This is a genomic window from Peptoniphilus sp. Marseille-Q6390 (assembly GCF_965119475.1).
The window spans coordinates 986,427-1,008,684 of sequence record NZ_CBCPLS010000001.1; the positions used below are offsets into that span (position 1 = coordinate 986,427).

21 protein-coding genes and 1 pseudogene are annotated in these 22,258 nt (G+C 32.7%); 2 read left to right on the plus strand and 20 right to left on the minus strand.

Annotated features, from left to right (window positions below; translation table 11 throughout):
- Nucleotides 1–48: 48 nt before the first annotated feature.
- The 9 genes from ACWPVO_RS04800 to ACWPVO_RS04840 all read right to left on the minus strand — a co-directional run bounded on the left by ACWPVO_RS04800 (nt 49) and on the right by ACWPVO_RS04840 (nt 11,712).
- Nucleotides 49–1,968, minus strand: coding sequence for a recombinase family protein (locus ACWPVO_RS04800; RefSeq protein WP_454206918.1), 1,920 nt, complete (start codon nt 1,966–1,968; stop codon nt 49–51).
- Between the two features lie 668 nt (nt 1,969–2,636).
- On the minus strand, nt 2,637–3,047 hold the full coding sequence (locus ACWPVO_RS04805) for a sigma-70 RNA polymerase sigma factor region 4 domain-containing protein (RefSeq protein ID WP_050973568.1): 411 nt from the start codon (nt 3,045–3,047) through the stop codon (nt 2,637–2,639).
- A gap of 311 nt (nt 3,048–3,358) precedes the next feature.
- On the minus strand, nt 3,359–4,711 hold the full coding sequence (locus ACWPVO_RS04810) for an MATE family efflux transporter (protein WP_454206920.1): 1,353 nt from the start codon (nt 4,709–4,711) through the stop codon (nt 3,359–3,361).
- 12 nt (nt 4,712–4,723) lie between these two features.
- Complete coding sequence (locus ACWPVO_RS04815) at nt 4,724–6,460, minus strand: ABC transporter ATP-binding protein (protein WP_454206922.1); 1,737 nt, start codon at nt 6,458–6,460, stop codon at nt 4,724–4,726.
- On the minus strand, nt 6,460–8,175 hold the full coding sequence (locus tag ACWPVO_RS04820) for an ABC transporter ATP-binding protein (protein ID WP_454206924.1): 1,716 nt from the start codon (nt 8,173–8,175) through the stop codon (nt 6,460–6,462). Before ACWPVO_RS04820 ends, ACWPVO_RS04815 begins: the two co-directional genes overlap by 1 nt.
- Nucleotides 8,176–9,636, minus strand: a complete 1,461-nt coding sequence (locus tag ACWPVO_RS04825) for an ABC transporter ATP-binding protein (RefSeq protein ID WP_454206926.1) — start codon at nt 9,634–9,636, stop codon at nt 8,176–8,178.
- On the minus strand, nt 9,633–10,319 hold the full coding sequence (locus ACWPVO_RS04830) for an energy-coupling factor transporter transmembrane component T family protein (RefSeq protein ID WP_101540581.1): 687 nt from the start codon (nt 10,317–10,319) through the stop codon (nt 9,633–9,635). The genes ACWPVO_RS04825 and ACWPVO_RS04830 overlap by 4 nt, the downstream gene beginning before the upstream one ends.
- Nucleotides 10,316–10,897 carry an MptD family putative ECF transporter S component gene (locus tag ACWPVO_RS04835; protein WP_273360326.1) on the minus strand — a complete coding sequence of 194 codons (582 nt, stop codon included), beginning with the start codon at nt 10,895–10,897 and terminating at the stop codon, nt 10,316–10,318. Before ACWPVO_RS04835 ends, ACWPVO_RS04830 begins: the two co-directional genes overlap by 4 nt.
- Nucleotides 10,898–11,088: 191 nt before the next feature.
- A complete protein-coding gene (locus ACWPVO_RS04840; RefSeq protein ID WP_454206929.1) occupies nt 11,089–11,712 on the minus strand; it encodes a TetR/AcrR family transcriptional regulator in 624 nt (207 codons plus the stop codon).
- Between the two features lie 321 nt (nt 11,713–12,033).
- On the opposite strand from ACWPVO_RS04840, the gene ACWPVO_RS04845 reads away from it, so the two are divergent.
- Both ACWPVO_RS04845 and ACWPVO_RS04850 read left to right on the plus strand, forming a co-directional pair.
- Nucleotides 12,034–12,384, plus strand: coding sequence for a plasmid mobilization protein (locus ACWPVO_RS04845; protein ID WP_050149814.1), 351 nt, complete (start codon nt 12,034–12,036; stop codon nt 12,382–12,384).
- Nucleotides 12,385–12,389: 5 nt separating this feature from the next.
- The gene (locus tag ACWPVO_RS04850; RefSeq protein WP_007894578.1) at nt 12,390–13,721 is read left to right on the plus strand and encodes a relaxase/mobilization nuclease domain-containing protein; all 1,332 of its coding nucleotides are present in this window, start codon (nt 12,390–12,392) and stop codon (nt 13,719–13,721) included.
- A 41-nt stretch (nt 13,722–13,762) separates the two neighbouring features.
- Here ACWPVO_RS04850 and ACWPVO_RS04855 read toward each other — a convergent pair whose 3' ends face one another.
- The 11 genes and pseudogenes from ACWPVO_RS04855 to ACWPVO_RS04905 all read right to left on the minus strand — a co-directional run bounded on the left by ACWPVO_RS04855 (nt 13,763) and on the right by ACWPVO_RS04905 (nt 22,255).
- Nucleotides 13,763–14,494 carry an ABC transporter permease gene (locus ACWPVO_RS04855; protein WP_454206932.1) on the minus strand — a complete coding sequence of 244 codons (732 nt, stop codon included), beginning with the start codon at nt 14,492–14,494 and terminating at the stop codon, nt 13,763–13,765.
- 69 nt (nt 14,495–14,563) lie between these two features.
- Complete coding sequence (locus tag ACWPVO_RS04860) at nt 14,564–17,059, minus strand: FtsX-like permease family protein (RefSeq protein ID WP_454206934.1); 2,496 nt, start codon at nt 17,057–17,059, stop codon at nt 14,564–14,566.
- A complete protein-coding gene (locus ACWPVO_RS04865; protein ID WP_268736914.1) occupies nt 17,046–17,735 on the minus strand; it encodes an ABC transporter ATP-binding protein in 690 nt (229 codons plus the stop codon). Before ACWPVO_RS04865 ends, ACWPVO_RS04860 begins: the two co-directional genes overlap by 14 nt.
- A 100-nt stretch (nt 17,736–17,835) precedes the next feature.
- On the minus strand, nt 17,836–18,813 hold the full coding sequence (locus ACWPVO_RS04870) for a sensor histidine kinase (RefSeq protein WP_454206936.1): 978 nt from the start codon (nt 18,811–18,813) through the stop codon (nt 17,836–17,838).
- Nucleotides 18,800–19,465 (minus strand): response regulator transcription factor, encoded by a 666-nt coding sequence (locus tag ACWPVO_RS04875; RefSeq protein WP_454207190.1) that lies wholly within the window; start codon nt 19,463–19,465, stop codon nt 18,800–18,802. Before ACWPVO_RS04875 ends, ACWPVO_RS04870 begins: the two co-directional genes overlap by 14 nt.
- 90 nt (nt 19,466–19,555) lie before the next feature.
- Nucleotides 19,556–20,188: pseudogene (locus tag ACWPVO_RS04880) on the minus strand (sensor histidine kinase); the annotation flags it as partial.
- Nucleotides 20,189–20,452: 264 nt separating this feature from the next.
- Nucleotides 20,453–20,530 carry a hypothetical protein gene (locus ACWPVO_RS04885; protein WP_454207192.1) on the minus strand — a complete coding sequence of 26 codons (78 nt, stop codon included), beginning with the start codon at nt 20,528–20,530 and terminating at the stop codon, nt 20,453–20,455.
- A complete protein-coding gene (locus ACWPVO_RS04890; protein WP_454206938.1) occupies nt 20,520–21,005 on the minus strand; it encodes a response regulator transcription factor in 486 nt (161 codons plus the stop codon). Before ACWPVO_RS04890 ends, ACWPVO_RS04885 begins: the two co-directional genes overlap by 11 nt.
- The gene (locus tag ACWPVO_RS04895; protein ID WP_454206940.1) at nt 21,002–21,148 is read right to left on the minus strand and encodes a hypothetical protein; all 147 of its coding nucleotides are present in this window, start codon (nt 21,146–21,148) and stop codon (nt 21,002–21,004) included. The genes ACWPVO_RS04890 and ACWPVO_RS04895 overlap by 4 nt, the downstream gene beginning before the upstream one ends.
- A 97-nt stretch (nt 21,149–21,245) precedes the next feature.
- Nucleotides 21,246–21,467 carry a helix-turn-helix domain-containing protein gene (locus ACWPVO_RS04900; protein WP_000701009.1) on the minus strand — a complete coding sequence of 74 codons (222 nt, stop codon included), beginning with the start codon at nt 21,465–21,467 and terminating at the stop codon, nt 21,246–21,248.
- Between the two features lie 110 nt (nt 21,468–21,577).
- On the minus strand, nt 21,578–22,255 hold the full coding sequence (locus ACWPVO_RS04905) for a DNA-binding protein (protein ID WP_454206943.1): 678 nt from the start codon (nt 22,253–22,255) through the stop codon (nt 21,578–21,580).
- Nucleotides 22,256–22,258: the final 3 nt, after the last annotated feature.

The window sequence follows — 22,258 nt, forward strand, 5'->3', positions numbered from 1 at the left end:
ACTCTTGTAGAAAGTACAAAATGAGTTAATTATATTTTTTGTGTTTCCTCATACCAGTTGCAGAACTACTCTTACGTCCTTGTAGTTTTTTTGGGTCTTTTTGACGTATCCTTCTTCATCTTTATCGAAGACAAAATGCTTATAAAACTGCTTAAAATGCAGGATTTCTAAGTTTACATCTTTTGTATCAACGCTATAGTCTCCACGTGTGTTGTCCATAGGATAGGAACACAAATTATTGACCTCGTCGCTTGATTGAGGATACAATTTATTCTCAGTTTCCTCATTAACTTCCTTAGCATTTTTTCTTCTGCTCTTAAATAATCTTCCGTCCTGAGAATCCTTTTTACCTGTCTTATATATGATAGTAATCATCGCAGGATCAATTTCGCCTTCATCGTTAGTTCCCCCAATGATGATTTTATCCACTATACTTTCAAATACAGCTCTATCAAATTCCTCAAGATATTTATTGGATTCAAGTAATTTTTTAAATCCCTCAAGCCTTTTCTTCAACGCTTTTTCATCAGTGAGTGTTACTTCTAAAGTTCTTTTTTCTGCAAGTAATTTCTCTTTGCTAATAGCTATTTCATTATACTTGTCCTGATATATATCCATGCTGATTGACTCATTCAGCCTTAACTCAACAAGATCCTTTTCTTTTTTTAGTATCTTATCAAGTTGATTACTTATCTTCTTCAGGTCTTTAGATAAACTGTTATCTTTCAATTCTTCTTCAACAGTTTTAAGGAATTCATTGGTAATTTCCACATTATTGTGGCATACCTGACGATAGCTTTCCATAAATGCTTTTTCTATGGCTTCTTCTTCAATCCCTTTACTATGCGGACAATACTTCTTTCCGTTTTTAGTAGCATTGACACACTGCCATATAACTTTTGTATATTCTGAACTCGAATGCCAATTTCTTCTTGAAAGATTATGACCGCAAAATCCACATTCAAGCATACTGCTAAAAGCATATTTTCTTGAATACTTTTCTCTCTTACCGCCATTATTAGCAACGGTATTTCTGTTTTTTGACCTTCTTAATCTAATACCTTGAGCTTTTTCAAAATCTTCTTCCGAAATGATTGGTTCGTGATGGTTTTCTATATAAAACTTATCCTGTTCTCCGAAATTATCCAATCTTCTCTTTGAAATAGGATCAACCGTATAGGTCTTTCCCATCATAAGATCCCCTTTATATTTTTCGTTTTTTATGATTCCTAAAACAGTTGTTTCAGTCCATCTTTTATTTCCTCTTGGCGATAAATATCCTTGTTCTTCCAGTTCTCTGGAAATTACCATACCGCCAACACCTTCAATGTATCTTCTAAAAATATATCTTACAATCTCAGCTTCTTTTTCATTGATAGAAATGCTTTTAGTTTCCGGATCATAGTCATAGCCTAAACACCCTTGAAAGCCGACCATTTCTCCTCTTTCCATCTTCATTCTCAAACCTTTTTTGACATTGGCTGAAATGTTCTCTACTTCCTGTTGAGCAACTGAACTTAAAATTGTTAAAAGCAACTCACCGTCCATTGTTAAGGTGTTTATGTTTTCTTCTTCAAAAAAAACTGCAACATTAAATTCTTTCAGCTTTCTTACATACTTTAAGGTATCTAATGTATTTCTCGCAAATCTTGATATAGACTTTGTAATTATCATATCTATATCGCCATTCATACAGTCATTTATCAACCTTTGAAAGTCAATTCTTCGATCAACCTGTGTTCCTGTTATCGCTTCGTCAGCATATATTCCGGCAAGAGTCCACTCGTTATTCTTCTGTATAAATTCTGTGTAGTGTTCTACCTGAGAATTATAGCTGTTAATCTGATCTTCGGTATCCGTACTAACTCTGCAATAAGCTGCCACTCTCTTTATTGAGCGTTCAACACAGCCTGATGCAGTTCTTTTCAGTGTGGTATCACCTTTAATAACTTTTACTTCTTTCTTCACTGCATCCGCCTCCTTTTTTGTATCTTTCTATGCAGTCTTATTATACCACACTTGCAAAACATTATAAATATAATTCTGTTGAAATGTTGTACTTTTTCATCAGTTTTAACTTTATCTTCCTGTATTCAATATCATTTAGTAAATGTTTGGACAGCAAGATAGATAGCATAGATAATTGGAGGCTATATTTTAGTAATTCGTTATTCATTCTAAACCCTCCTCGTTAAAAATCATTTTTAAGTTTTATGACATTGGTAGGTGCTTGGCAGCAACATAGGAATCTCACCTCCGCCCCTTATTAAGACGAGCCGGCTTAAACTATTGAAGTATCATTATCACTACTTGTATCACCGAACAGATTGCCACCTCTGTTTTTTATGTATTCTTATTTATCGCTCACTTTCTTGTATCCTTGGCTAACCCAGTATTCATAGAACCGAAATTGCTTTCAGCAGAAAGATCATGGCGTAAGTCATAATTCTCCACAAGTAGATAAAGTCCTACCTTGGTCTATTCAGTTGTCAAAGATCAATATTTGAAAGGGATTATTTTCTTTACATTTTCCTATTTGCCATAAGCAGGCTTCTCTCTTATTGAATAAAGTAAAGGAAGTCAAATTCCCCTTCACTTTACATAAGGAAAATTTGACCCCTTTGGTTACCGAAGTTCTACAGTTCTTCGATGAATTTTTTTAACTTTTCAAGTATTTTGTTTCTTCTTTTGATTAAAGCCGGATGTGTAATACTTTTGATCTTTGCCACTGAACGAACCGTTTCATCATTGAAATACAAGCGTTCAATAATATCCCTTTCTTCAGCATTGAGCCTTGATATAGCATTTCTGACTGTTTCAATCATCATCTGTGTTTCAACAATCTTTTCTACATCAACGCTTTCATCAGCGATGTTATCTACAAAGTGTCCGTCATGATCCAATGATGAAAAAAAGAGCAAGTGGTTTTTTCTGTCCACCTGCTCTAAATACTTCTCGTGTTCTCTTTCTCGCCAGTAGACTTTGTATATCTGCTCACTGACTTTTACCTTTTCTCCTCTGACATAAAGGTAATATTCTCTTGCCATAATGTTTCCTCCATTCTTTTTTTGTCTGCGTTTTCAGGCAAAAAAAGGAGGACTCCTGCATCTTGGCATAAGAAGTCCTCTAAAACGAAAGAAACTTGTTCTTCCTTTAATTATATTTAATTGTTTAGACGAACATATGGAAAGACAAACAGCTATAAAGCTTATAGGAAAAAGGACTATTTTTATTGTGGTTTATTCTTTCAAATAAATATATAGACTTTTCCATTTCTATCCCTCCATTTTATAGCTAACCATTCCTCATAAATTAAGCCTTCTACTATTTCAGGTATTCACGCACATAATAAGAAATTTTATGCTTGTACTTTTTCTTTGCTCATCTTATTTAGTTCTCCAAGCATCATGAAGATTCCAACAACAATCATAATGAAATCAACAAGTGGCTGCGTAAACCAAACTGCTTTTACTCCAAATGCCATTGGCAAAAAGATCATTGCAGGAACAAATAAGAATAACTGTCTAAGCATAACAATAGTTCCGGCTTTCTTTCCGTTTCCGATTGATTGGAAGAAAGTAACAGTCATAACCATTACTCCATACAAGATAAAGACGGAATAGAACAATCTAAAATTTCCAACCCCTTGTGCAATGATGTTTGCTTCTACACCAAATAGCGAAAGTATCTGACTTGACAGCAATAGGGATGGAACCCAAAAGATTCCTGCAAGAACTAAACCGCCAATAGAAAAGACCTTCATAGCTTCTCTTACTCTGTCATACTGTTTTGCCCCAAAGTTTGTTCCAACAACAGGTTGCAAGCCTTGACTCATTCCCCAAAGAGGAATAAATGAAAAGGCATATACACGAAGTGATGCCGCCATCAAAATTCCATTGGTATCTCCGCCATACTTAAATGCCATTTTATAAAGCATAGTTTGTTGTATCATAAATAAAAGCTGCATCATCATAGCTGATGATCCTACACCGAACATTTCCTTTTTTATCTCCGGATCAGACTTTATCTTATGGATTTTAACAACTTTACTCTTTTTCAAGAAATAATGTAGTGTTGCAACTGCCTGAACAAATTGTGCTGTGATGGTTGCAAGGGCAGCACCTTCAATAGCATATTCGCCCATAACAGTCATTAAGATAGGGTCAAGAATAATATTCAGTAATGCCCCAAGTCCCATAATCGTCATAGCTTTTTTCATCAGTCCTTCGCCACGCATAACCATGTTTGCGGACTGTGTGAAGTTTACAAATAGAGAGCCTATAAAAATCACTCTAAGGTATCTAATACCATAGGCTTTGATTTCACCCGTTGCACCGACCATATCTAAAAAATGCGGAGCAAGAAGTATTCCTCCAACCGTAATAATTACAGAGAAGAAAATCACCCAATAGATTAGGTTGCCCATAATTTTATCTACAGTTTTTTTATCTCCTTTACCGATTGCTCTTGAAAGTACAGAAGCAGAACCTACACCAAGTAAAGTTGAAACACCGCTGTTAAAAAAGGTAAGTGGCATTGCAACGCCGCAGGCAGTCATTGCTGTCTGTCCTATAATTTTCCCAGCAAATATTCCATCCATTAACGGATATAAGCCGATAACAATCATTCCGATAACAGCCGGTATAGATAATTGAAATAACAAGTCTATTGGTCTTTTTGTTAATAATTGTTCTTTCATATCTTGTTTCATTATCTTCTCCTCCTAGTTATTCAATTTCCAACTTTCAGATACATTCTTGGCTTCAATCAAGTCTTTATAGAGTCCACCATATGCCATAAGAGTTTCATGGTCTCCTCGTTCGACAATATTGCCTTGATTTAAGACCAGAATTTGATCCGCATTTCTAATGGTTTTTAGTCTGTGGGCAATCATAATAACGGTCTTATCTTTTGTTAAAGACTCTATGGCTTCTTTTAACTTGTCTTCGTTTTCTGGGTCAATGTTGGCTGTAGCTTCGTCAAAGATAATAATTGGTGCATCTTTTAGCATAGCTCTGGCGATGGATATTCTTTGCTTTTCACCACCTGATAGACTTGCTCCACCTTCTCCAATCATGGTTTGATAACCTTGAGGAAGTGTCATAATGAGGTCGTGGCATTGTGCTTTTTTAGCTGCTTCAATGATTTCATCTTTCGTTGCATCTTGTTTGCCAAATTTAATATTGTTTTCGATGGTATCTTCAAAGAGATAGACATTTTGGAACACCATAGAAATATTGTTCATTAAGTTTTCAATGGTGTAGTCTTTGATATTCTTACCACCAATGCTAATTTGTCCAGAATCTACATCCCAGAAACGAGCAATGAGGTTGCAGAAGGTCGTTTTACCTGAACCAGATGGTCCAACAATAGCCGTCATTGTATTTTCTTTGATTGCACAAGACACATTTTTAAGAATCGGTCTTTGGTCATAGGAGAAAGATACGTCTTTAAATTCAATATTGTGATTTTGAATGGGTGTGCGTTCTGTTCCCTCTTTTATGTCTGGAATTTCATTGACAAAATCTACGGAATCTATAGCATTTTCTGCTGCCCTTAAAATGGCCATATTTGAACCTGCTCCAACTAAGCCTTCAAAGATGATAAAGCTGGCAATAATCATAAGGATGGTTTCTGCCAATGGCAAGTCTCCAGCTAAATTCAATTTGATAGAAAGATAAGTCATAGCAACGGTTGTAATGCCCATAACGATTCTTTGTGTAACAATATAGGGCTGAACACTTTTTTCAAGCTTCAATAAAAGAGATGAGGTGTCCTTAATCGATTTTTCAAGCTTTCTATTGTTTGTACCTGCTAAATTATAGGACTTAATCACCTGCATGCCTTGAATGGCTGCTAAAACTTGCTTTGTTAATTCTGTTTGTGTTTCGGTCATCTTCTTTGCATTTTTTGTAGACTTCTTTTCCATTAGAGAAGTTACAATGAAGAACACAATAACACCAACCACCGCCACAAGACCAATCTTTTGATTGAAAATGAAAGTACCGAGTACAAATATCAAGGTGTTGAGAATGCCACCGAGTACTAAAACCAAAAGCATAGGAATCCATTGTTCCGCCTGACTTAAGCTTGTTGTTGCGATGGTTGTTAATCTGCCAAGACTGTAGCTTGAGAAAAATCCCATCGGTACTTTTTTAATCTTTTCCCCAATTTCAATTCTCTTATGAGCAGCCATAAAATAGCCCGCATGGGTTTGATTCATTTGTGAAATCTTTTGTGTAGCAATTTTCCCAATCAGTGAAACAAGTAATATACCTAAACAAATCCAAATGGTTTGTGTACTTATCCTTTGGCTGAATATAGCAATCAGCATATAGTAAATGGCACCAAATTGAAGGGCATTAAAGATAGCATGGAAGAAGCCTGCAATAATGGATCTTCGGATATAACCTTGTTCTTCTTGGGAAAAATTCCATATCTTTTTAAATACTTTAATCATTATTCTTCCCCCTTTCGACTTGCTTCGACCATTTGTTTGTACACTTCAGATTTTTGAACCAGTTCTTCTTGGGTGCCAAAGCTGTCCAGTTTTCCGTCTTTGATTACAAAAATTCGGTCGGAATCTGTAATCGTTTTTAACCTATGAGCAATGATAAGAAGGGTTTTACCTTTAACTAGGTTTCTAATGGCCTCTTGAATAACCGCTTCATTTTCTGGGTCAATATAGGAAGTGGCTTCATCTAGGATAACGATAGGAGCATCTTTAAGCATTGCTCTTGCAATAGATATTCTTTGTCTTTCTCCACCAGATAAGTGTCCTCCACCTTCCCCAACGATGGTGTCATAACCATCAGTTAGGTTTATAATAAAGTCATGGCAACCTGATTTCTTGGCAATTTCTTCTACTTCTTTATCACTTGCATCTTTTCTACCTGTACGTATATTTTCTCTTACAGACATATCAAAGAGGAAGTTGTCTTGAGATACATAGGAAATTAAGGAAGAGAGTTTTTCTAGTGACATATCTCTTGTTTCCACACCACCTATTTTTATTATCCCTTTGTCCACATTCCAGAATCCTGCAATCAGTTTTGCCAAAGTAGATTTGCCCGAACCAGACGGCCCAACGAGAGCTGAAGTGCTTCCTTCTTCAATTTTTAAAGAGATATCATCAATGACTTTCTTTTCTCCATCATAGGAGAAGTCTACATTTTTAAGTTCAATGTCATATCCCTTGATCTCTTTGCTTTGCTCCCTGTTTTCTAACTCTCTGGAGTCTAATATCTTTCCAATTTCTCCTGTTATGGTTGATATTCTAGATAAGTCATCCATATAGTTCATAATCTTTACGATGCTTGATACTGTTGCAAAAGATAAGACAATCAAGGTGATTAAACTTGGTAGAGCAATGCTTCCATGAAGATAGAAAAGAATTCCAAAGGGAATAATGGTTAGAATACCCATAGGCGATAGTAATCGACCGATGGCCACCTTAGTCATGGTTTGACCCATCCAGTCATAATAAAACTGGGCGTTGTCATAAACTGCATCGGAATATTTCTCATATGAATTATCGCCTTGGTTAAAAGTTTTAATAACTTCAATCCCATTGATATATTCCACAATGGAGTTATTCATTCTTTGTCCAATAGCTACGGATTTTCCAAACATTTCCTTGTAACTATCATTCATAACACTCATCATAATGGACATGCCAATGACAAAGGGCACGAGTGATAAGAGAGCCAACCTCCAATCTAGGATAAACATGTAGCCTAAGAGTACGACAGGTCCTACTAAATTAGCTGTAAACTCTGGCACTAGGTGGGCAAGGGATGTTTCCATGCTATCTACCTGTTCCACCATAATATTTTTTAATTCTCCAGATGATCTGGACATCACATCGCCCAAGGGCATCTTAAATAACTTGTTTGAAATGTCCCTTCTGATTTCTCCAAGTGCTTGGAATGTTGCTGTATGAGATATCATCGTAGAGACACATGAAGCAATCTCTTTAATGACAAACATTAGAAGAATCATTAAACATGTATTTAGATAATATTTTGTTGTTCCATTACCACCTATTAGGCTAACTATAATTTCGGCCATGTAAATGTAGGAAAAAAGGCTAGCAACCACGCCTATGATAGCTAGTAAAATGGAAGCGAAATAACTTCCCTTTCTTTTTTTTACATATTGCTTAATTAAGCCCATTTAAATAACCTCCTCACATAAGGATTCATTAGTTAAAAAATTTAATATGGCTTTTTCGTTACCATAAGTCTTAATCTTTTTAAATGAATCTTTATTTAACATTAAAATTGTGTTGCAAGTCTTAAATATAAGCTCTAGGTCATGCGTTATTATAATAACAGGGTGATATTTAGCGTAATCTCTTATTGATGTGGATATTTCCGCCATTCGTTTATAATCAAGCCCCGATGTTGGTTCATCTAAGATTATTACTTTTCTTTCACTCAAAAAAGAAGTCGCTAACGATAACCTTTGTTTCTCGCCTCCAGATAAGTTTTGTGGATGCTCCAATCTTTTATCCCATAAATCAATTTGCTCTAAATAATTTTTAACTTGCACTAGATAATTATCATCTTGTAATCTATTTTTTGGTATTAGTTCATTCTCCACTGTATCAAAGAATATTTGATAGTCTACATCTTGCATCATGTAATAAGCATTCTTTAGTCTTTCCCTTCTATAAGCCCCAAAGCTTATAGAACCTTTCGACTTAATTAAACCAGCTAAAGTTCTTGCTAACGTTGTTTTTCCAATGCCGTTCGCACCGACAATAGCCATGATTTCATTTCTATGCAATTCAAAGGAAAGATTCTCAATCAAAGTTCTTTTTCCTATAGATATATTTAATTTGTTAATCTCTTCAGTTTTTTCTTTAAAAGAGGTTGCATTCTCACTAACAAGATTTTCGTAATTAATACTCCTTAGGTCGTTTTTCTTACAATCTACTTCAGTTAATCTGCCCTTTCCAAATTCTTTAACTACTCTTCCGTTTTTCATATAAAATAATCTGTCATAAAGGTCTCTTAAATAAAAAAGTCTATGCTCTACAATAACAAGCGTTTTTCCCATCTTCTTAAGATCTTTTATGATTTCCACAAATTGATCAATGCCTTGGAAGTCTAAATTCGATGAGGGTTCATCAAAGAAAATAATCTTCGTGTCGTAAATTAATGTAGAAGCTATGGCAACTTTTTGTTTCTGTCCTCCTGATAGCTCTGATAGTTTTTTGTCCAGCAAATTATCTATTTTCATTTCTCGAAAGGCTTGTTTCGTTCTCTCCTTTAGAACTTCATACTCCATGCCAAGATTTTCACCTACAAAAGCGACTTCGTCTTCTGCAACAGTGGCAAAAAACTGATCACTAGGGTTTTGAAAAACATTACCAATATGCTTTGCAATTTCACCTTTTCTATAGTCTAGAATATTCTGGCCAAGAAGCTTAACTTCACCATTTAAATTACCGCCATAATGATGAGGGACAAGACCATTTAAAACTCTTGTGAGAGTAGTTTTTCCACAACCTGACAAACCTGTTATTACAACAAGTTCTCCTTCTTCAATATTTAAATTGATCTCTTTCAAGGTCTCTTTAGTATCGTTTTCGTATTTAAAACTTTTTATAGTTGCTTCTATTACTTTCATGTCAGCCTCCATGCAATTAATATCCCTGTGAATATTCCTATGAAGACAAGGTCTATCAAACCAAATCTTATTGATCTATAGCTTGTTTTATCCCCTTCATATTCAATTCCTCGTGAAATAATTGAAGAAGTTAAGGTTTCACTTATATGGAGGCATTTGTAAATTAAAGGAATCAAGTATAATTCAAATGAATATACTGGTCGAAAAACACTTGCTCTAAATCCACGTACCTTCATGCCATTCTTAATTTCTTTCATTCTTAATCTCAGTTCACCTAAATATCTTAAGGCTGTCACAAGAGCAATGCTTATATTGTTAGTGACTTTTATTTTTCTTAAAGCACTCATTATTTTTAGGGGACTCGTTAAAATTAGGGCTAACCCTATATTGAATATAGGGTATAGCCTTAATCCTAATGCCAATAGAGCTATTAATGCATTTGTGGTTAGTCCTATATTGGTCATGGAAATTAATTTAACCAAGCCAATCATGACTAAATAGATAATAATCCTCTTGATAAATTCCTTAAAAGAGAAAAATAACAGTAAAGCAAAACTTGCAACTAAGATATAAAGAAACAACCTATCATTTACAAGAAAAATCAAGAATGATGTAAAAATTATTAAAACAAACAAAGTTATAGGATTTACATTATTTTCTTGGATTTTCTTAAAGCTTATCATTTCAAGATTGCCCCATCCGTTCTCTTTTCAAAGAATTTATTATTGATGTAGATTCCAAACTTACCAGCTAAAAATTCTAAAACGATATTACTAGCAACAGCTATCAAAATATTTTTAGTAGTGTAAAAATTAGCCATCCATTCTGCTTGTTCCCTACCAATTGAAGCTGCAAACTTTACAATTCCTTCAACACCTAAAATCTTGACAAATATGATTGGGTGCATAGCCACAATAAACATTCCAACTGTAAATGCTATTCCTACTTTTGTATTGGAAGAATAGTCTCCAGCTATAAGTTCAGATAAAATCGCAGAGATCAGACAAATTGGAATCATGATCCAGTAACCCATAGCAGCATACAGCAATCCGTAAACTATCCAAAAAAGAAAAGCTGCGCCTTTCTTTCGAACCCTTTTTGCCATAATTACAAAAACTGGTCCAACAACAAAGGCTGCAAATCCCGCTGAAGCATAAAGTGAGATCGTACCTAATGTTCCAGTGAACATTGAAACAGCCATTCCAATAGCAAAACCTATAACAGTTAATACTGCAATTTGAACAATATCTTTTAATTTCATTTTTCATTCCTCCATAATAGTTTCTAATTTATTTTTTTTGGTGTGGATAAAATTTCAAACCACTCTATCATACTTTAATGATAATTTTTTTCATACTCTACCTCCTTCACTTCTTAATAGTCGATAACTATATTAGCTAACTAAGTTATCTATGCGGCAAAAATGAAGATGTATTCTTAAAGCCATGAATATTAAAACCCACGAAGTTTTCTCCAACCTTCATTAAAAAATTTTGCTACAATATCTGCATTTGTTCTTACCTCATTTTCCGACTTGGAATGAACAACAATCTCACACAAAGCATTTATATATGAATGATCAAGAAGATGTATTGCTTCATCCGGAATATCAATCTCTTTTCCTGTTTTGTCAGAAAAAACTTGAATAGCTTTCTTTCTATTTTGATCCTCTAATTCAACAAGTTTTTCAACAAAATTATCATACTTAGTTCCATACGCTTTATAGAATAACAGTTCAAATATCTCTTTCTGTTGAAACATATACAAAGCAGATTCAATCGATCCATTAACGTTTATTTCAGCTAATTTTTCTGCATGATTTTTATCCAAACTTTCAAAAGAATTCTTTTCAAATTTCGAATAAAAACTTAAGATATCCTCAGCTAAAGGTTGTACCAACGAAACAAATAAATCTTCTTTATCTTCAAAATGGCGATAAAAGGCTCCCGTAGTAACTCCCGCATCTTTACAAATTTTTCTTAAATTAGCTCGTTCATATCCATCGTTCAAAAAATTCGCTTTACCACTATCTATGATTTTTTTATGTGTAAGCTCATATCCACTCAAATCTACCACTGCTCTGCCTCCTTTCTCTTTACTGATCAATTTCCCGCCTCATTTCGATAACTTAGTTATCATTATACTATTTTCGATTATATATGTCAAGTATTTTCTGGAACTTTAATAAAAAATATGCTATAATAAATATGAATAGTTTTATACACGCTTAAAGCTTGCTCCATAACTCACACTTTTGTAGCAAGCACAGTAAGTGTACGGACACTTACGAAAAAATTGATGAAGCAGCCCTCTGGGATCTGCTTCTTTTTTTATCAATTTTTAACTTGTTAGGGTGTACCCTAAGACCCCGAAATACATTCAAAGGAGGATTTACCTATGGCAAATAGAATACGAAATGAAAGACTTGAAATTAAATTAACCGAAGAAGAAAAAGCTCTTTTTGAGGAGAAAAGAAAACTTGCGAAATGTAGAAACATGAGTCATTTCATCCGCAAATGCGTTTTAGAAAAGGAAATATATCAAGTGGATTTAGAGCCATTTAGAGATTTACAGGGCTTGCTTTCCAACGCTACAAACAACATAAATCAGATTGCAAAGCGTGTAAATTCTACCGGAATAATCTACAAAGATGATATAAACGATATGAAAAAGCAGATTGAACATTTCTCAAAAGAGTTGTGGCAAATTCATTCCCTGCTGCTTAACAGGACTTCAGGAGGTGATTAGTTTTTATGGCTATTACAAAAATACATCCTATAAAATCAACACTTAATCTCGCCATTTCATATATTGTTAATGGAGAAAAAACGGACGAGCAAATCTTAGTAAGCACTCATAAATGCCATCAGGAAACTGCTCATACTCAATTTTTAAGAACACGAAATGATGCGGGAACAAACGGAACTGTTCTTGCAAGACACCTCATTCAATCCTTTTTACCCGGAGAAGCAAGTCCTGAAATGGCACATCAGATCGGTCTTGAACTATGTAAAAAGATATTAAAGGATGAGTACGAATTTGTCTTATCTACCCATATAGATAAAGGGCATATCCACAATCACATCATATTCAATAATGTCAATATGGTTACTGGTAAGTGCTATCAATCCAACAAAAGAAGTTACCACCAAATCAGGTATCAGAGCGATAAGTTATGTAAAGAAAATAACCTATCTGTGATTGATGAGTTCTACGAGAGCTATAAGAGAAAGTACAAAACAAATGGAAAGTCATGGTATGAAAATGAGCAATCTAAGAAAGGTACTTCTTGGAAAAGCAGGCTTCAATTTGATATTGATCGTCTGATAAAACAGTCTAAGGATTGGGAAGAATTCCTAAAGAAGATGGCTGAACTTGGTTATGAAATAAAACATGGCAAACACATTGCCTTTAAGCCAAAAGATAAGCAGAGATTTACAAGGGCTAAGACGATTGGTGAAGATTATACCGAAGAAAGATTAAAAGAGCGTATTACAGAAAATCAATCTATTAAAGCCCCACCTGTCAAAAAACGAATCGGAAATATCATCAATATGAGTACCAATGCCAAAGTGAAAGAGAGCAAAGGCTATGAATATTGGGCAACAAAACATAACTTAAATACAATGGCTGAGTCAGTTGTTTTCATCAGGGAACATGGCATTAAATCCGTTAAGCAGCTTGATGAATACATTAGGAAAAGTGCTGAAGAAAGACAAGGTTTACAAGATAAAATCAAAGAAATTGATAAGGAAATGCAGCTACTTTCTGATACGATGGAACAAGTTCATACCGTTAAAAAGTATCGAGCCTATTACAAGGAATATAAGGCAAATCCATCGGACAAGGCATTTTATGAAGAATACAAATCGCAAATCACGCTCTATGAAACTGCTCTTTCCAAGCTGAAAAGCTCCTATTCTAAACTTCCAAATTCAAAGAATATTTTAGATAGACTTGATAAACTGCAAGAAAAAAAGAATATCCTCATGAAAGAGTATTCTTCCTCAAAATCTACTATGGACGAGCTTTATCAAATACGAAAGAACTATGGAATTTACATGGGCAAGGAGATGGAGAGATAGTGTTCTCTCCTCTTTTTAAATTCCTAAATTTATTTTCATAACTATTTTTTACGAACTCTCATTTTCTTTAGTATTCTATATGAAATAAAATAGCAACCAATATTTACGATTATGCTAATCAGCAATTCCATAACTGGTGTTTTATATAGTCCCGATAAAACGAATACAGATGATATTGGATATATGGCCCTTACAACTTCCTTTGAGGCAAAGAAAATTCCTATAAAGGAGTATATTTCAGCGATAATCAGAGCTATCCAGTAGCTTCTTTTTACAAGTCCAATAAATGCAATAATTGGAGATATTGCCATAAAAACACCTATTCCAGTTAATACATATACAGCAAAATAATGAACTACTTCACTCATGTTTACCGCATTTAAATGCAATACCGCTTCTATAATTAAAGATACCATAAACAATATTAGATAAACAAAAATGCTACCCAACAGAGTAATTATCATTTTTGCAGTAATCATATTCCTCTCATCTATCGGTATTAGCTTCAATGATTTGAATACATCTTCTTGTTCTTCACGGCAAATAATATATCCTCCAAACAACGCTATCAAACTTGGCAATACATAATATGTTGTTAAAGACTGCACCCGTAAAATATACCATCCAAATGTATCTATATACTTTTTGTCACCAAATGAAAATTGTCCTTGAAGAAACACACCCCCTAACGTCATTATGAGTGCGAATACAAGCAAAAAAATCAATTTTGATCTGTGAAGTTTTTTATATTCAGCTAATAAAAGCGTCTTCATTATGATAGTACCCTCTTTACTGGACAAACCAGTAAGGAGGGTATATATCAAATGCTCATAGCCCTTTTCTTATATACTCTTGAAAGTATTATCTGAGTTTTCGTTTATTGTTTTAAGACCACTTTTTATTGCAAGTAAGACACCTGCAATTATAAAGACAAATACTATTAATATAGGAGTATAGTTCATATTTATTAGTAGTTCTTTTATTCCAAAGCCTAATTTATAGTTACTCCTATAGGCTCTTAACACAATGCCTATTGAAAACATAAAGATATATACTAAGAAAATATTTTTAAATAATATTTTTACTTCAGAAAATACCATCTTTTCAACCTGTTTTTCTGTCATTCCAGTAGTTGATAGAAGTTTAAAATCATTGGCTCTTGCTTTAAGGTTGCCTTTAAAACTATTATAGGCATTGGAAAGAGCGATGGTTATAAGAATTATTTGTATGCCAAGATTTAAAAGTTTTTCATTTCTCGTTTGTTCTTTATTCATAGCAGCTTTTATAATTTCTGTAGAAGTACCATGATCTGATTTTGGAACATAGGTCGAAATCACTTTTTCCGCATCTTCAAATACTTTTTCTTTATTTTTATCAGCTTTGATTTTTACAAAATAATAACATACAGGATTAGCTTCATCTATTCCATACTCATCTATAAAATTTCTTAGACTACTTTCGCTTGTGTAAATAGCTATTTCATTTGACTTATATGCCTCTAATCCATAAGGCATCTCTTCTATAGATTCGTCAATTCTTATTTTTATAGCCTTTCCCTTTTCATTATATTTTAAAGTAATATCTCCAGATTCCTTATCAGAAATTTTTATATAATCTCTAAAGGTATAAGGCGTATTATTATCTTTGGATACTTTATTCACTAAAACATAAGTCGCATTTGTAATATTATTTACTTCTAAAAGGTTTTTAAAATCTTTTTCTGTTAGTGCATAGATACTAGCATAAAGTTTATCACCGGATTTTTTACCACTATCTAGAGAATTTTTTAAATCTTTAGAAATAAAGTCCTCATTTTCACCAGTATAAAATTTTGTATCTACTCTTTGATAGATGTGTAATTGTTCTATACCTTTAACTTTTTCCATATCATTCACAAAATTTTTATTCAAAAATTCATCTGTATAAATACTAGAGTTAAAATTGTAAGGACTTTTATATGAATTATATTTTTCATTCAAAGTTCTATATGACTGGCTAACTAAAACTGTGGTAAGTACAAAGGCTGATAGAGCCATTGAAATTACAATAATTCGATAGGTTGAACGATAGGACCTATAATAATCTTTTGCTAAAGTCTTTTCTATAGGTCCATTTATTTTTGACTTACCAAACTTAATATTTTTTTCTGTAATGCCATTTAATCCCTCAATAACCTTTATCTTTGAGCTTTTCTTTGCAGGAATCAATGCTGAAAAATAAACCATTAATAAGGATAACAGAATAATTATTAAAATAGATCCAATACTTGGTATTACTAAATTAAAGTCTGGAGATTTTAGACTTTCGCCTAAAATATTTGACATTTTTTTGTAAGAGATAGAATTGTTAAACCACAACAAATATAGGAGTAGATTTGCAAAAGCCCAAGATAAGACTGTCCCTAAAGCTATTGGCAAGATTGAAAGTTTAGATGCCTTCTTTCGAATCATTTGTCTAACTTGCTTTTTAGTCATCCCAGTACTTTTTAAAAGAGCAATTTCTTTTAAATCTCTATTATTCCATACATTAAAAGCACCATATATAATAAAGGCAAAAAGTACGCAGAGAAAGAAAGCCATCCCATATTTTTCTATAGCTAAATTGATTACGCTTTTAGGTGGAATAATTCCTTTGGGATAAACCATACTATGCTCTAAAATATCTTTGTTGTAAAAAACTCTTCCAATATCTAAGGCTTTTTTCTCATCAATATTCATTTCAGACAAAATTTTTCGAGTCTTTGTATAGGTGTCCCTTATGCTTTTATACCAAATCTGCGCTTCTATTTCACCATTGTTTTCAAATAGATAATCCTTTTTATTGCTATCTGCTAAACCTATAAGCATAGTATCTTCAAAAGAATATCCATAATCATCGTAAACACCAACTATGGTATATGTCTTTTTATTTTCAATTATCTCAGAACCTAAATCATACTCCTTATTTTTTAATAAAAATCTCTCTGGTACTAAAAGTTCATTTGAATTTTTCGGTTTTCTGCCATTTTTGATTTCATAGCCGAGAAGACTTTCGGAATCTCCATTTTCATATATAACTGCATTTAAGTCTGTATTAATGATTTTATTAAAAGATACTTTTTCTATGTCTGTATCATTTTTTAATTTATCATAAAAACTTTCGTCAATTTCACCTATATCTACATGATAATCTCCAATAGTTTTCTTTACATATTCATACTGTTCAGTGTTCATTGAGTCGAAAATAAAAATAACAGTTCCTAGTAAAATTACTGCTAAAAGTATGGAAATTTTAATGGCTAGGGTGTCTTTTTTATTATTTTTAACAGCTCCACTGGCAAGATCATTAATAATTTTCATAAGACTCATCTCCCAAGAAACTTAACCTACCATCAATCATCTTATAAACCTTATCACATGCATTTGCCACCTTTGCATCGTGGGTGATAATCATAATCGTAGAGTTCAATCTTTTATTTACTAGTCTAAAAAGCCCTGTGATTTCTTCAGAATTTTTTCTATCGAGATTTCCTGTAGGCTCATCTGCTAGAATGATGGCAGGTCTTGTAATAAGACTTCTAGCAATAGCGACTCTTTGTTGCTCGCCACCTGATAATTGTTTTGGATACCTATCAAGCTTTCCTTCTATTCCTAGTATCGATAAAATTTCCTTTAAATATTCTTCATCTGCCTTTTTATTGTCTAACAAAAGAGGAAGTAAAATATTTTTTCGAACGTTGATGTTTGGAATCAAATTAAAAAATTGATAGACAACGCCTATATTCCTTCTTCGAAAGATTGTCATCTCATCTTTGTTAAACTTGGTAATATTTTTATCTTGAATAAAAATATCCCCACTTGTTGGTTTATCAACTCCTGCTAATAGATGAAGCAAGGTAGACTTTCCTGACCCGCTATCTCCAATAATGGCAACAAGATCTCCTTTCTCCATTTCAAAATTCACATTTGATAGAGCGTGTACTTCTACTCCACTATTGTAAGTTTTTGTTAAATCTACTGTTTTTACAATATTCATATTTAGTCCTCCTTATCTTTCTTAGATGATATTAGACTTAAGTGACTGGAAAGTGACTAGAAAAAAATGACTGTGCTTTATTTACACAGCCATAATTAAATCAGTTATAAAATCTCATTTCAAAGGAATTTGATTTCTTCCCCTTATGATATAAAAGCTCTCCATTTTGTCTTTCCATAACAGATTTTGCCATAGGAAGCCCAATCCCATAGCCTTTTGAATTTGGATCTATCTTGTAAAAACGTTTAAAAACTTTTTCTAACATTTCACGATCCAAACCTTTAGAAAAATCTTCCACTAATATGCTCTTATATAAGTTCGTATCTTTTAGATGAATTTCTATATGTCTATCTTCTGTTGCTTCTAGACCATTTTTCATCACATTAAATGCCGCTTCATAGGTCCACTTCTTATCGCATATAAGATCAAAGTCATCTCCATAAAGTGAAATTTCAACATTATCATTAATAAAATAATCTTTTAGGTTTTGTATGATATCTTCAATTAATCCTCGAGCTGATATCCTATCTTTTACCATTTCTATTGTTCCAGAATCAAGGGCTGCCAATTTTAATAAAATGTCAGATAAGTTGTGGAGTCTAAGTAAATTATCTCTAAGTCTTTCTATATATTCTTCTGAAACATTATCAATTTCGTCTTCTAATAGGTCTAACAATAATAGTGATCCAGTCAACGGAGTTTTTATTTGATGAGCAATGTCTTCAGTATATTCCCTTAAAACTTCTTTATTTTTCTCTGCATTTTCAGCTATTCTCTTATTCTCTATAATAATTTTAATAATCTCATCTCTGAGTTTGCCAAATTCATCATCTATAATTTCATAATTATCCGAGTTTAAATCCAATGAATGGAGAAGGTTAAATATATTATTAATCTTATCTTCTAGCTCTATTTCTTTTTTCTTTTCAAATTTTCTAATAATTAGAAACAGAATTATATTTATTAGTAGAAAGCCGAAAAGTGTTAGAATATCAAATCTTGGGTTTAGGTAGACCACAAATAAAGACATTAATAAATTTATGGCTATGATAAGTAAAATTCTTTTATTTTTTCTCATTGTCCCACCTATAACCTATTCCTCTAACTGTTTTTATATGCTCTCCATACTCGTCAAGTTTATTTCGAAGTCTTTTTACAGTTACAGTTAGAGTGTTATCGTTTACTTCATAAAAATCATAACCCCATACATAATCTAAAATTTTCTCCCTTAATAGATTTATATTTTGGTTTTCTAAAAGCATTTCCAATATAGCAAACTCTTTTAAGTTAAGGTCTAGATCTATTCCATCTATTGAAGCTTGTTTTGAAATTAGATCTAAAGATAAATTTTCAAAAGTCAGTTCGTCAACCTTTTTTATTTTTCTATTAAATACATTGTCTATTCTCGCCTTCAAAACAGGGAGAGAAAAAGGTTTTGTAATATAATCATCTGCTCCTTGAGAAAGACCTTTGATAACATACTCGTCTTCGTCTTTTACAGTAAGCATTATTACAGGAAGGTCAGAAAATTCTCTCAGCCAATTTAAAAAATTAAAGCCTGACCCATCTGGGAGATTAGCATCAAGTAGAATTAAATCAAAATCATTAAAATTAAGATTCTCTGTCTGAGAAAGATTGTTATAAATAATAGTTTCAATATTATGCTTGTTTAAGTAAGTTTTAACAGCAAAAGAAATTGTGCTGTCGTCTTCAATCATTAGTATTTTCAATTCTATACTCCTTTCTGAGATATCACATTTAAAATAACTACAAATTCTGCCAAAGAGACTTTCTAAATCAGCTATTTGCATTGCAAACTCTACAGTAAAAACAGTTTTTATATTTGGCACACTACTTACGCTTATTTTAGCATTATTTACTCGCAGTAATTCTTTGGAGATTGATAATCCAAGTCCTGAACCTTTTGTTAATCTTGAACTATCTGCCTGATACATTCTGTCAAATATATATGGTAAGTCCTTTTCACTTATACCATCTCCATTATCTAAAATCGTCAAAGTAACTTTTGTATCCGATTTTTCTAATTTCAAGTGTACTCTATCGCAATTACTATGAACGATAATATTGTTAATTATATTGTTTAAACTTCTAAAATAAGCATTTTCATCTATCCTTATATTACATTCCTGTTCCGGAATTTCAATTTCATAACTTATATGTTTTTCTTCAAAAATAGGAATCCAATCACTTATCACATTTCTTGTTAATTCGTTCAAATCCTTATCCGCAAAAGAAAACTTCCATTCTCCTGAATCCAATTTTACCCAATCAAAAAGTTTTTCTACAAAATCCTTTAAGTAATGTGCTTTACTTAAAGAAACTTTTATATAGTCATCTTTTTCATCACCTGTAACAAGTCCTTCTTGAACTGCTTCCAAATACCCAACCATAGATGCTAAAGGAGTTTTTACATCATGAGATAAACTTGTCATGAGTGATTTATATGCCTGCTAGGATTGTTTCTGCTCTATTAGTTTATTTTGACTTCGTAGTGTTATCTCATTTATATCGTGGCAAATTTTTTCTGTAGTATCATTTTTCTTAATTAAAATTCTACGATTGTAATCACCATTTTTGATATCAACAAGTACCTCTTGAATCCTATCTATTTCCTTTTTTATATGCGTAATCTTTTTTACTAAATATAGGATCACACATAAAAGTATCAAAATTATGATAGTTTTTATATCCATACATCATTCCCCCTTACTAAAACGGTAACCCACACCTCTTACTGTCAAAATATAAGTCGGTTCTTCAGGGTTAGGTTCTATTTTTTTCGGAGTTTACTGATAAAGGACATGATATTACTATCATCAAAAAGATAATCTTCTTCCCAAACATTCGTATATATTTGTTTTTTTGTAAAAATTCTCCCTTTATTAGATCGATAAAATATAACAAATCAAATTCTTTACTTGTTAATTCGATATTGTTATCGTTTATTTTTACAGTTCTATTCTCTTTATCTATTCTCATATCTTCTATTATGATTTCTTTAAACTGGTCTATGCTTTTCTGATTAAAGTCTGTGAATCTTCTAACCATAGCTTCAACCCTTGCTTTAAGTTCATTGATATTAAAGGGCTTAGTTAGATAATCATCCGAACCTTGTTTAAGTCCATAAATTTTCGAATCATCATCAGACTTTGCAGTCAACATTAAAACTGGAACAGTGTATTCTTCTCTTATCATCTCCAAAACTTGAAATCCATCAAAGTCAGGGAGCATAATATCTAATAAAATCAAGCACAGATTGTTTGAACTTTGGATTTTTTATATCCATCTAATCCATTATTAGCAATGTCTACAGAATATCCATCTGTGCTTAAACATTTTTTAATTAAATTACATAATGCAATATCATCATCTATAATTATTATCTCTCTCATATCTCATACCTCCATAATAACTATTCAACATAGTCATCATCAAAGGAAAATACATCATTTGATATACAATCTAAAGTCTAAAGGTTCTTTATAAAAATTAAAACTTATTTATATTATTTGTCCTATTCAATGAAATTAGTTCACCAAAATCTGTATCCAGTTCAATACAAATTCTATAGAGAATTTCCATGCTGACAAATTCACCTTTTCCCATTTTAGCTATCGTTGCAGGAGCTATACCAACTTTTTCCTGTAGGTCTCTTTTGTTCATATTTTTATCTATTAAAAGTTTCCACAGCCCATTATAGTTTATTTTCATATTACCATCCTTAATATTCATATAGTTGAACTTTTATTTCATTAATTATATCATAATTTCACCAAATAAAAAAGAGTCGGTGCAGTCCCAAGACCACACCGACCATAAATTTATCTCTCAGCTTCTTTGCTTACTTCTTTCTTTTCTTTTGGCTTTTCCTTATCTTCAGCCTGATATTTCTTAATAGCTCCAAGTACAGATTCTTTCTTTTCTTCTTGTCCTGTCGTTTGTTCCTTTGCCTTTAACAGCTTTGAAGAAAGTATCCTGATGTTGCTATGCTCCTTGCCGTTATCATCAATGGATGTTCTGATTTGTCCAAAGAGCTTAACAAAATCTCCCTGCTTAAAGTCCTTTGGAATATCGCTTTTTTCTCCGTATGCCGAGCAATTATGATAGACCTTATTCCCTTCATCGTCTTTAGATACTACGGAGAAATTCGCTACCTTAAAGGCTTCTCCGTTCTTATTTTCCCTTTCAACTACATCAACCTCTCCAACGATATTTCCAACAATATTGATAAGATTATCCTTTTCTTCCTGAGCATAAGGCAGGTCTTTTATCTGTCCCTGTTCTCTTAAATCCTCAATCATATAGTCAAATTCCTCATGCAGCAAATTAAGGCTGTCATTGTCCATATAAGCGTCATAGAGCTTATCCAAAGCACTTTCATCATTGATACCTTTTTCCACGCTTATAATCGCCTTCACAAAGTCCTTGTGGTTATCATTTACCATATCTTCTATTTGATTTCTCATTGTTTTGTAATCCATGTTTTTATCTCCTTTCATGGC

What these genes read in the sequence shown, in the direction of transcription:
- ACWPVO_RS04870 (WP_454206936.1), bottom strand. Translation starts at nt 18,813, where the DNA reads ATGAGAAAAAATAAAAGAATTTTACTTATCATAGCCATAAATTTATTA.
- ACWPVO_RS04895 (WP_454206940.1), bottom strand. Translation starts at nt 21,148, where the DNA reads ATGAGAGAGATAATAATTATAGATGATGATATTGCATTATGTAATTTA.
- ACWPVO_RS04845 (WP_050149814.1), top strand. Translation starts at nt 12,034, where the DNA reads ATGGCAAATAGAATACGAAATGAAAGACTTGAAATTAAATTAACCGAA.
- ACWPVO_RS04820 (WP_454206924.1), bottom strand. Translation starts at nt 8,175, where the DNA reads ATGGGCTTAATTAAGCAATATGTAAAAAAAAGAAAGGGAAGTTATTTC.
- ACWPVO_RS04905 (WP_454206943.1), bottom strand. Translation starts at nt 22,255, where the DNA reads ATGAAAGGAGATAAAAACATGGATTACAAAACAATGAGAAATCAAATA.
- ACWPVO_RS04835 (WP_273360326.1), bottom strand. Translation starts at nt 10,897, where the DNA reads ATGAAATTAAAAGATATTGTTCAAATTGCAGTATTAACTGTTATAGGT.
- ACWPVO_RS04830 (WP_101540581.1), bottom strand. Translation starts at nt 10,319, where the DNA reads ATGATAAGCTTTAAGAAAATCCAAGAAAATAATGTAAATCCTATAACT.
- ACWPVO_RS04810 (WP_454206920.1), bottom strand. Translation starts at nt 4,711, where the DNA reads ATGAAACAAGATATGAAAGAACAATTATTAACAAAAAGACCAATAGAC.
- ACWPVO_RS04855 (WP_454206932.1), bottom strand. Translation starts at nt 14,494, where the DNA reads ATGAAGACGCTTTTATTAGCTGAATATAAAAAACTTCACAGATCAAAA.
- ACWPVO_RS04815 (WP_454206922.1), bottom strand. Translation starts at nt 6,460, where the DNA reads ATGATTAAAGTATTTAAAAAGATATGGAATTTTTCCCAAGAAGAACAA.
- ACWPVO_RS04850 (WP_007894578.1), top strand. Translation starts at nt 12,390, where the DNA reads ATGGCTATTACAAAAATACATCCTATAAAATCAACACTTAATCTCGCC.
- ACWPVO_RS04825 (WP_454206926.1), bottom strand. Translation starts at nt 9,636, where the DNA reads ATGAAAGTAATAGAAGCAACTATAAAAAGTTTTAAATACGAAAACGAT.
- ACWPVO_RS04805 (WP_050973568.1), bottom strand. Translation starts at nt 3,047, where the DNA reads ATGGCAAGAGAATATTACCTTTATGTCAGAGGAGAAAAGGTAAAAGTC.
- ACWPVO_RS04860 (WP_454206934.1), bottom strand. Translation starts at nt 17,059, where the DNA reads ATGAAAATTATTAATGATCTTGCCAGTGGAGCTGTTAAAAATAATAAA.
- ACWPVO_RS04900 (WP_000701009.1), bottom strand. Translation starts at nt 21,467, where the DNA reads ATGAAAATAAACTATAATGGGCTGTGGAAACTTTTAATAGATAAAAAT.
- ACWPVO_RS04865 (WP_268736914.1), bottom strand. Translation starts at nt 17,735, where the DNA reads ATGAATATTGTAAAAACAGTAGATTTAACAAAAACTTACAATAGTGGA.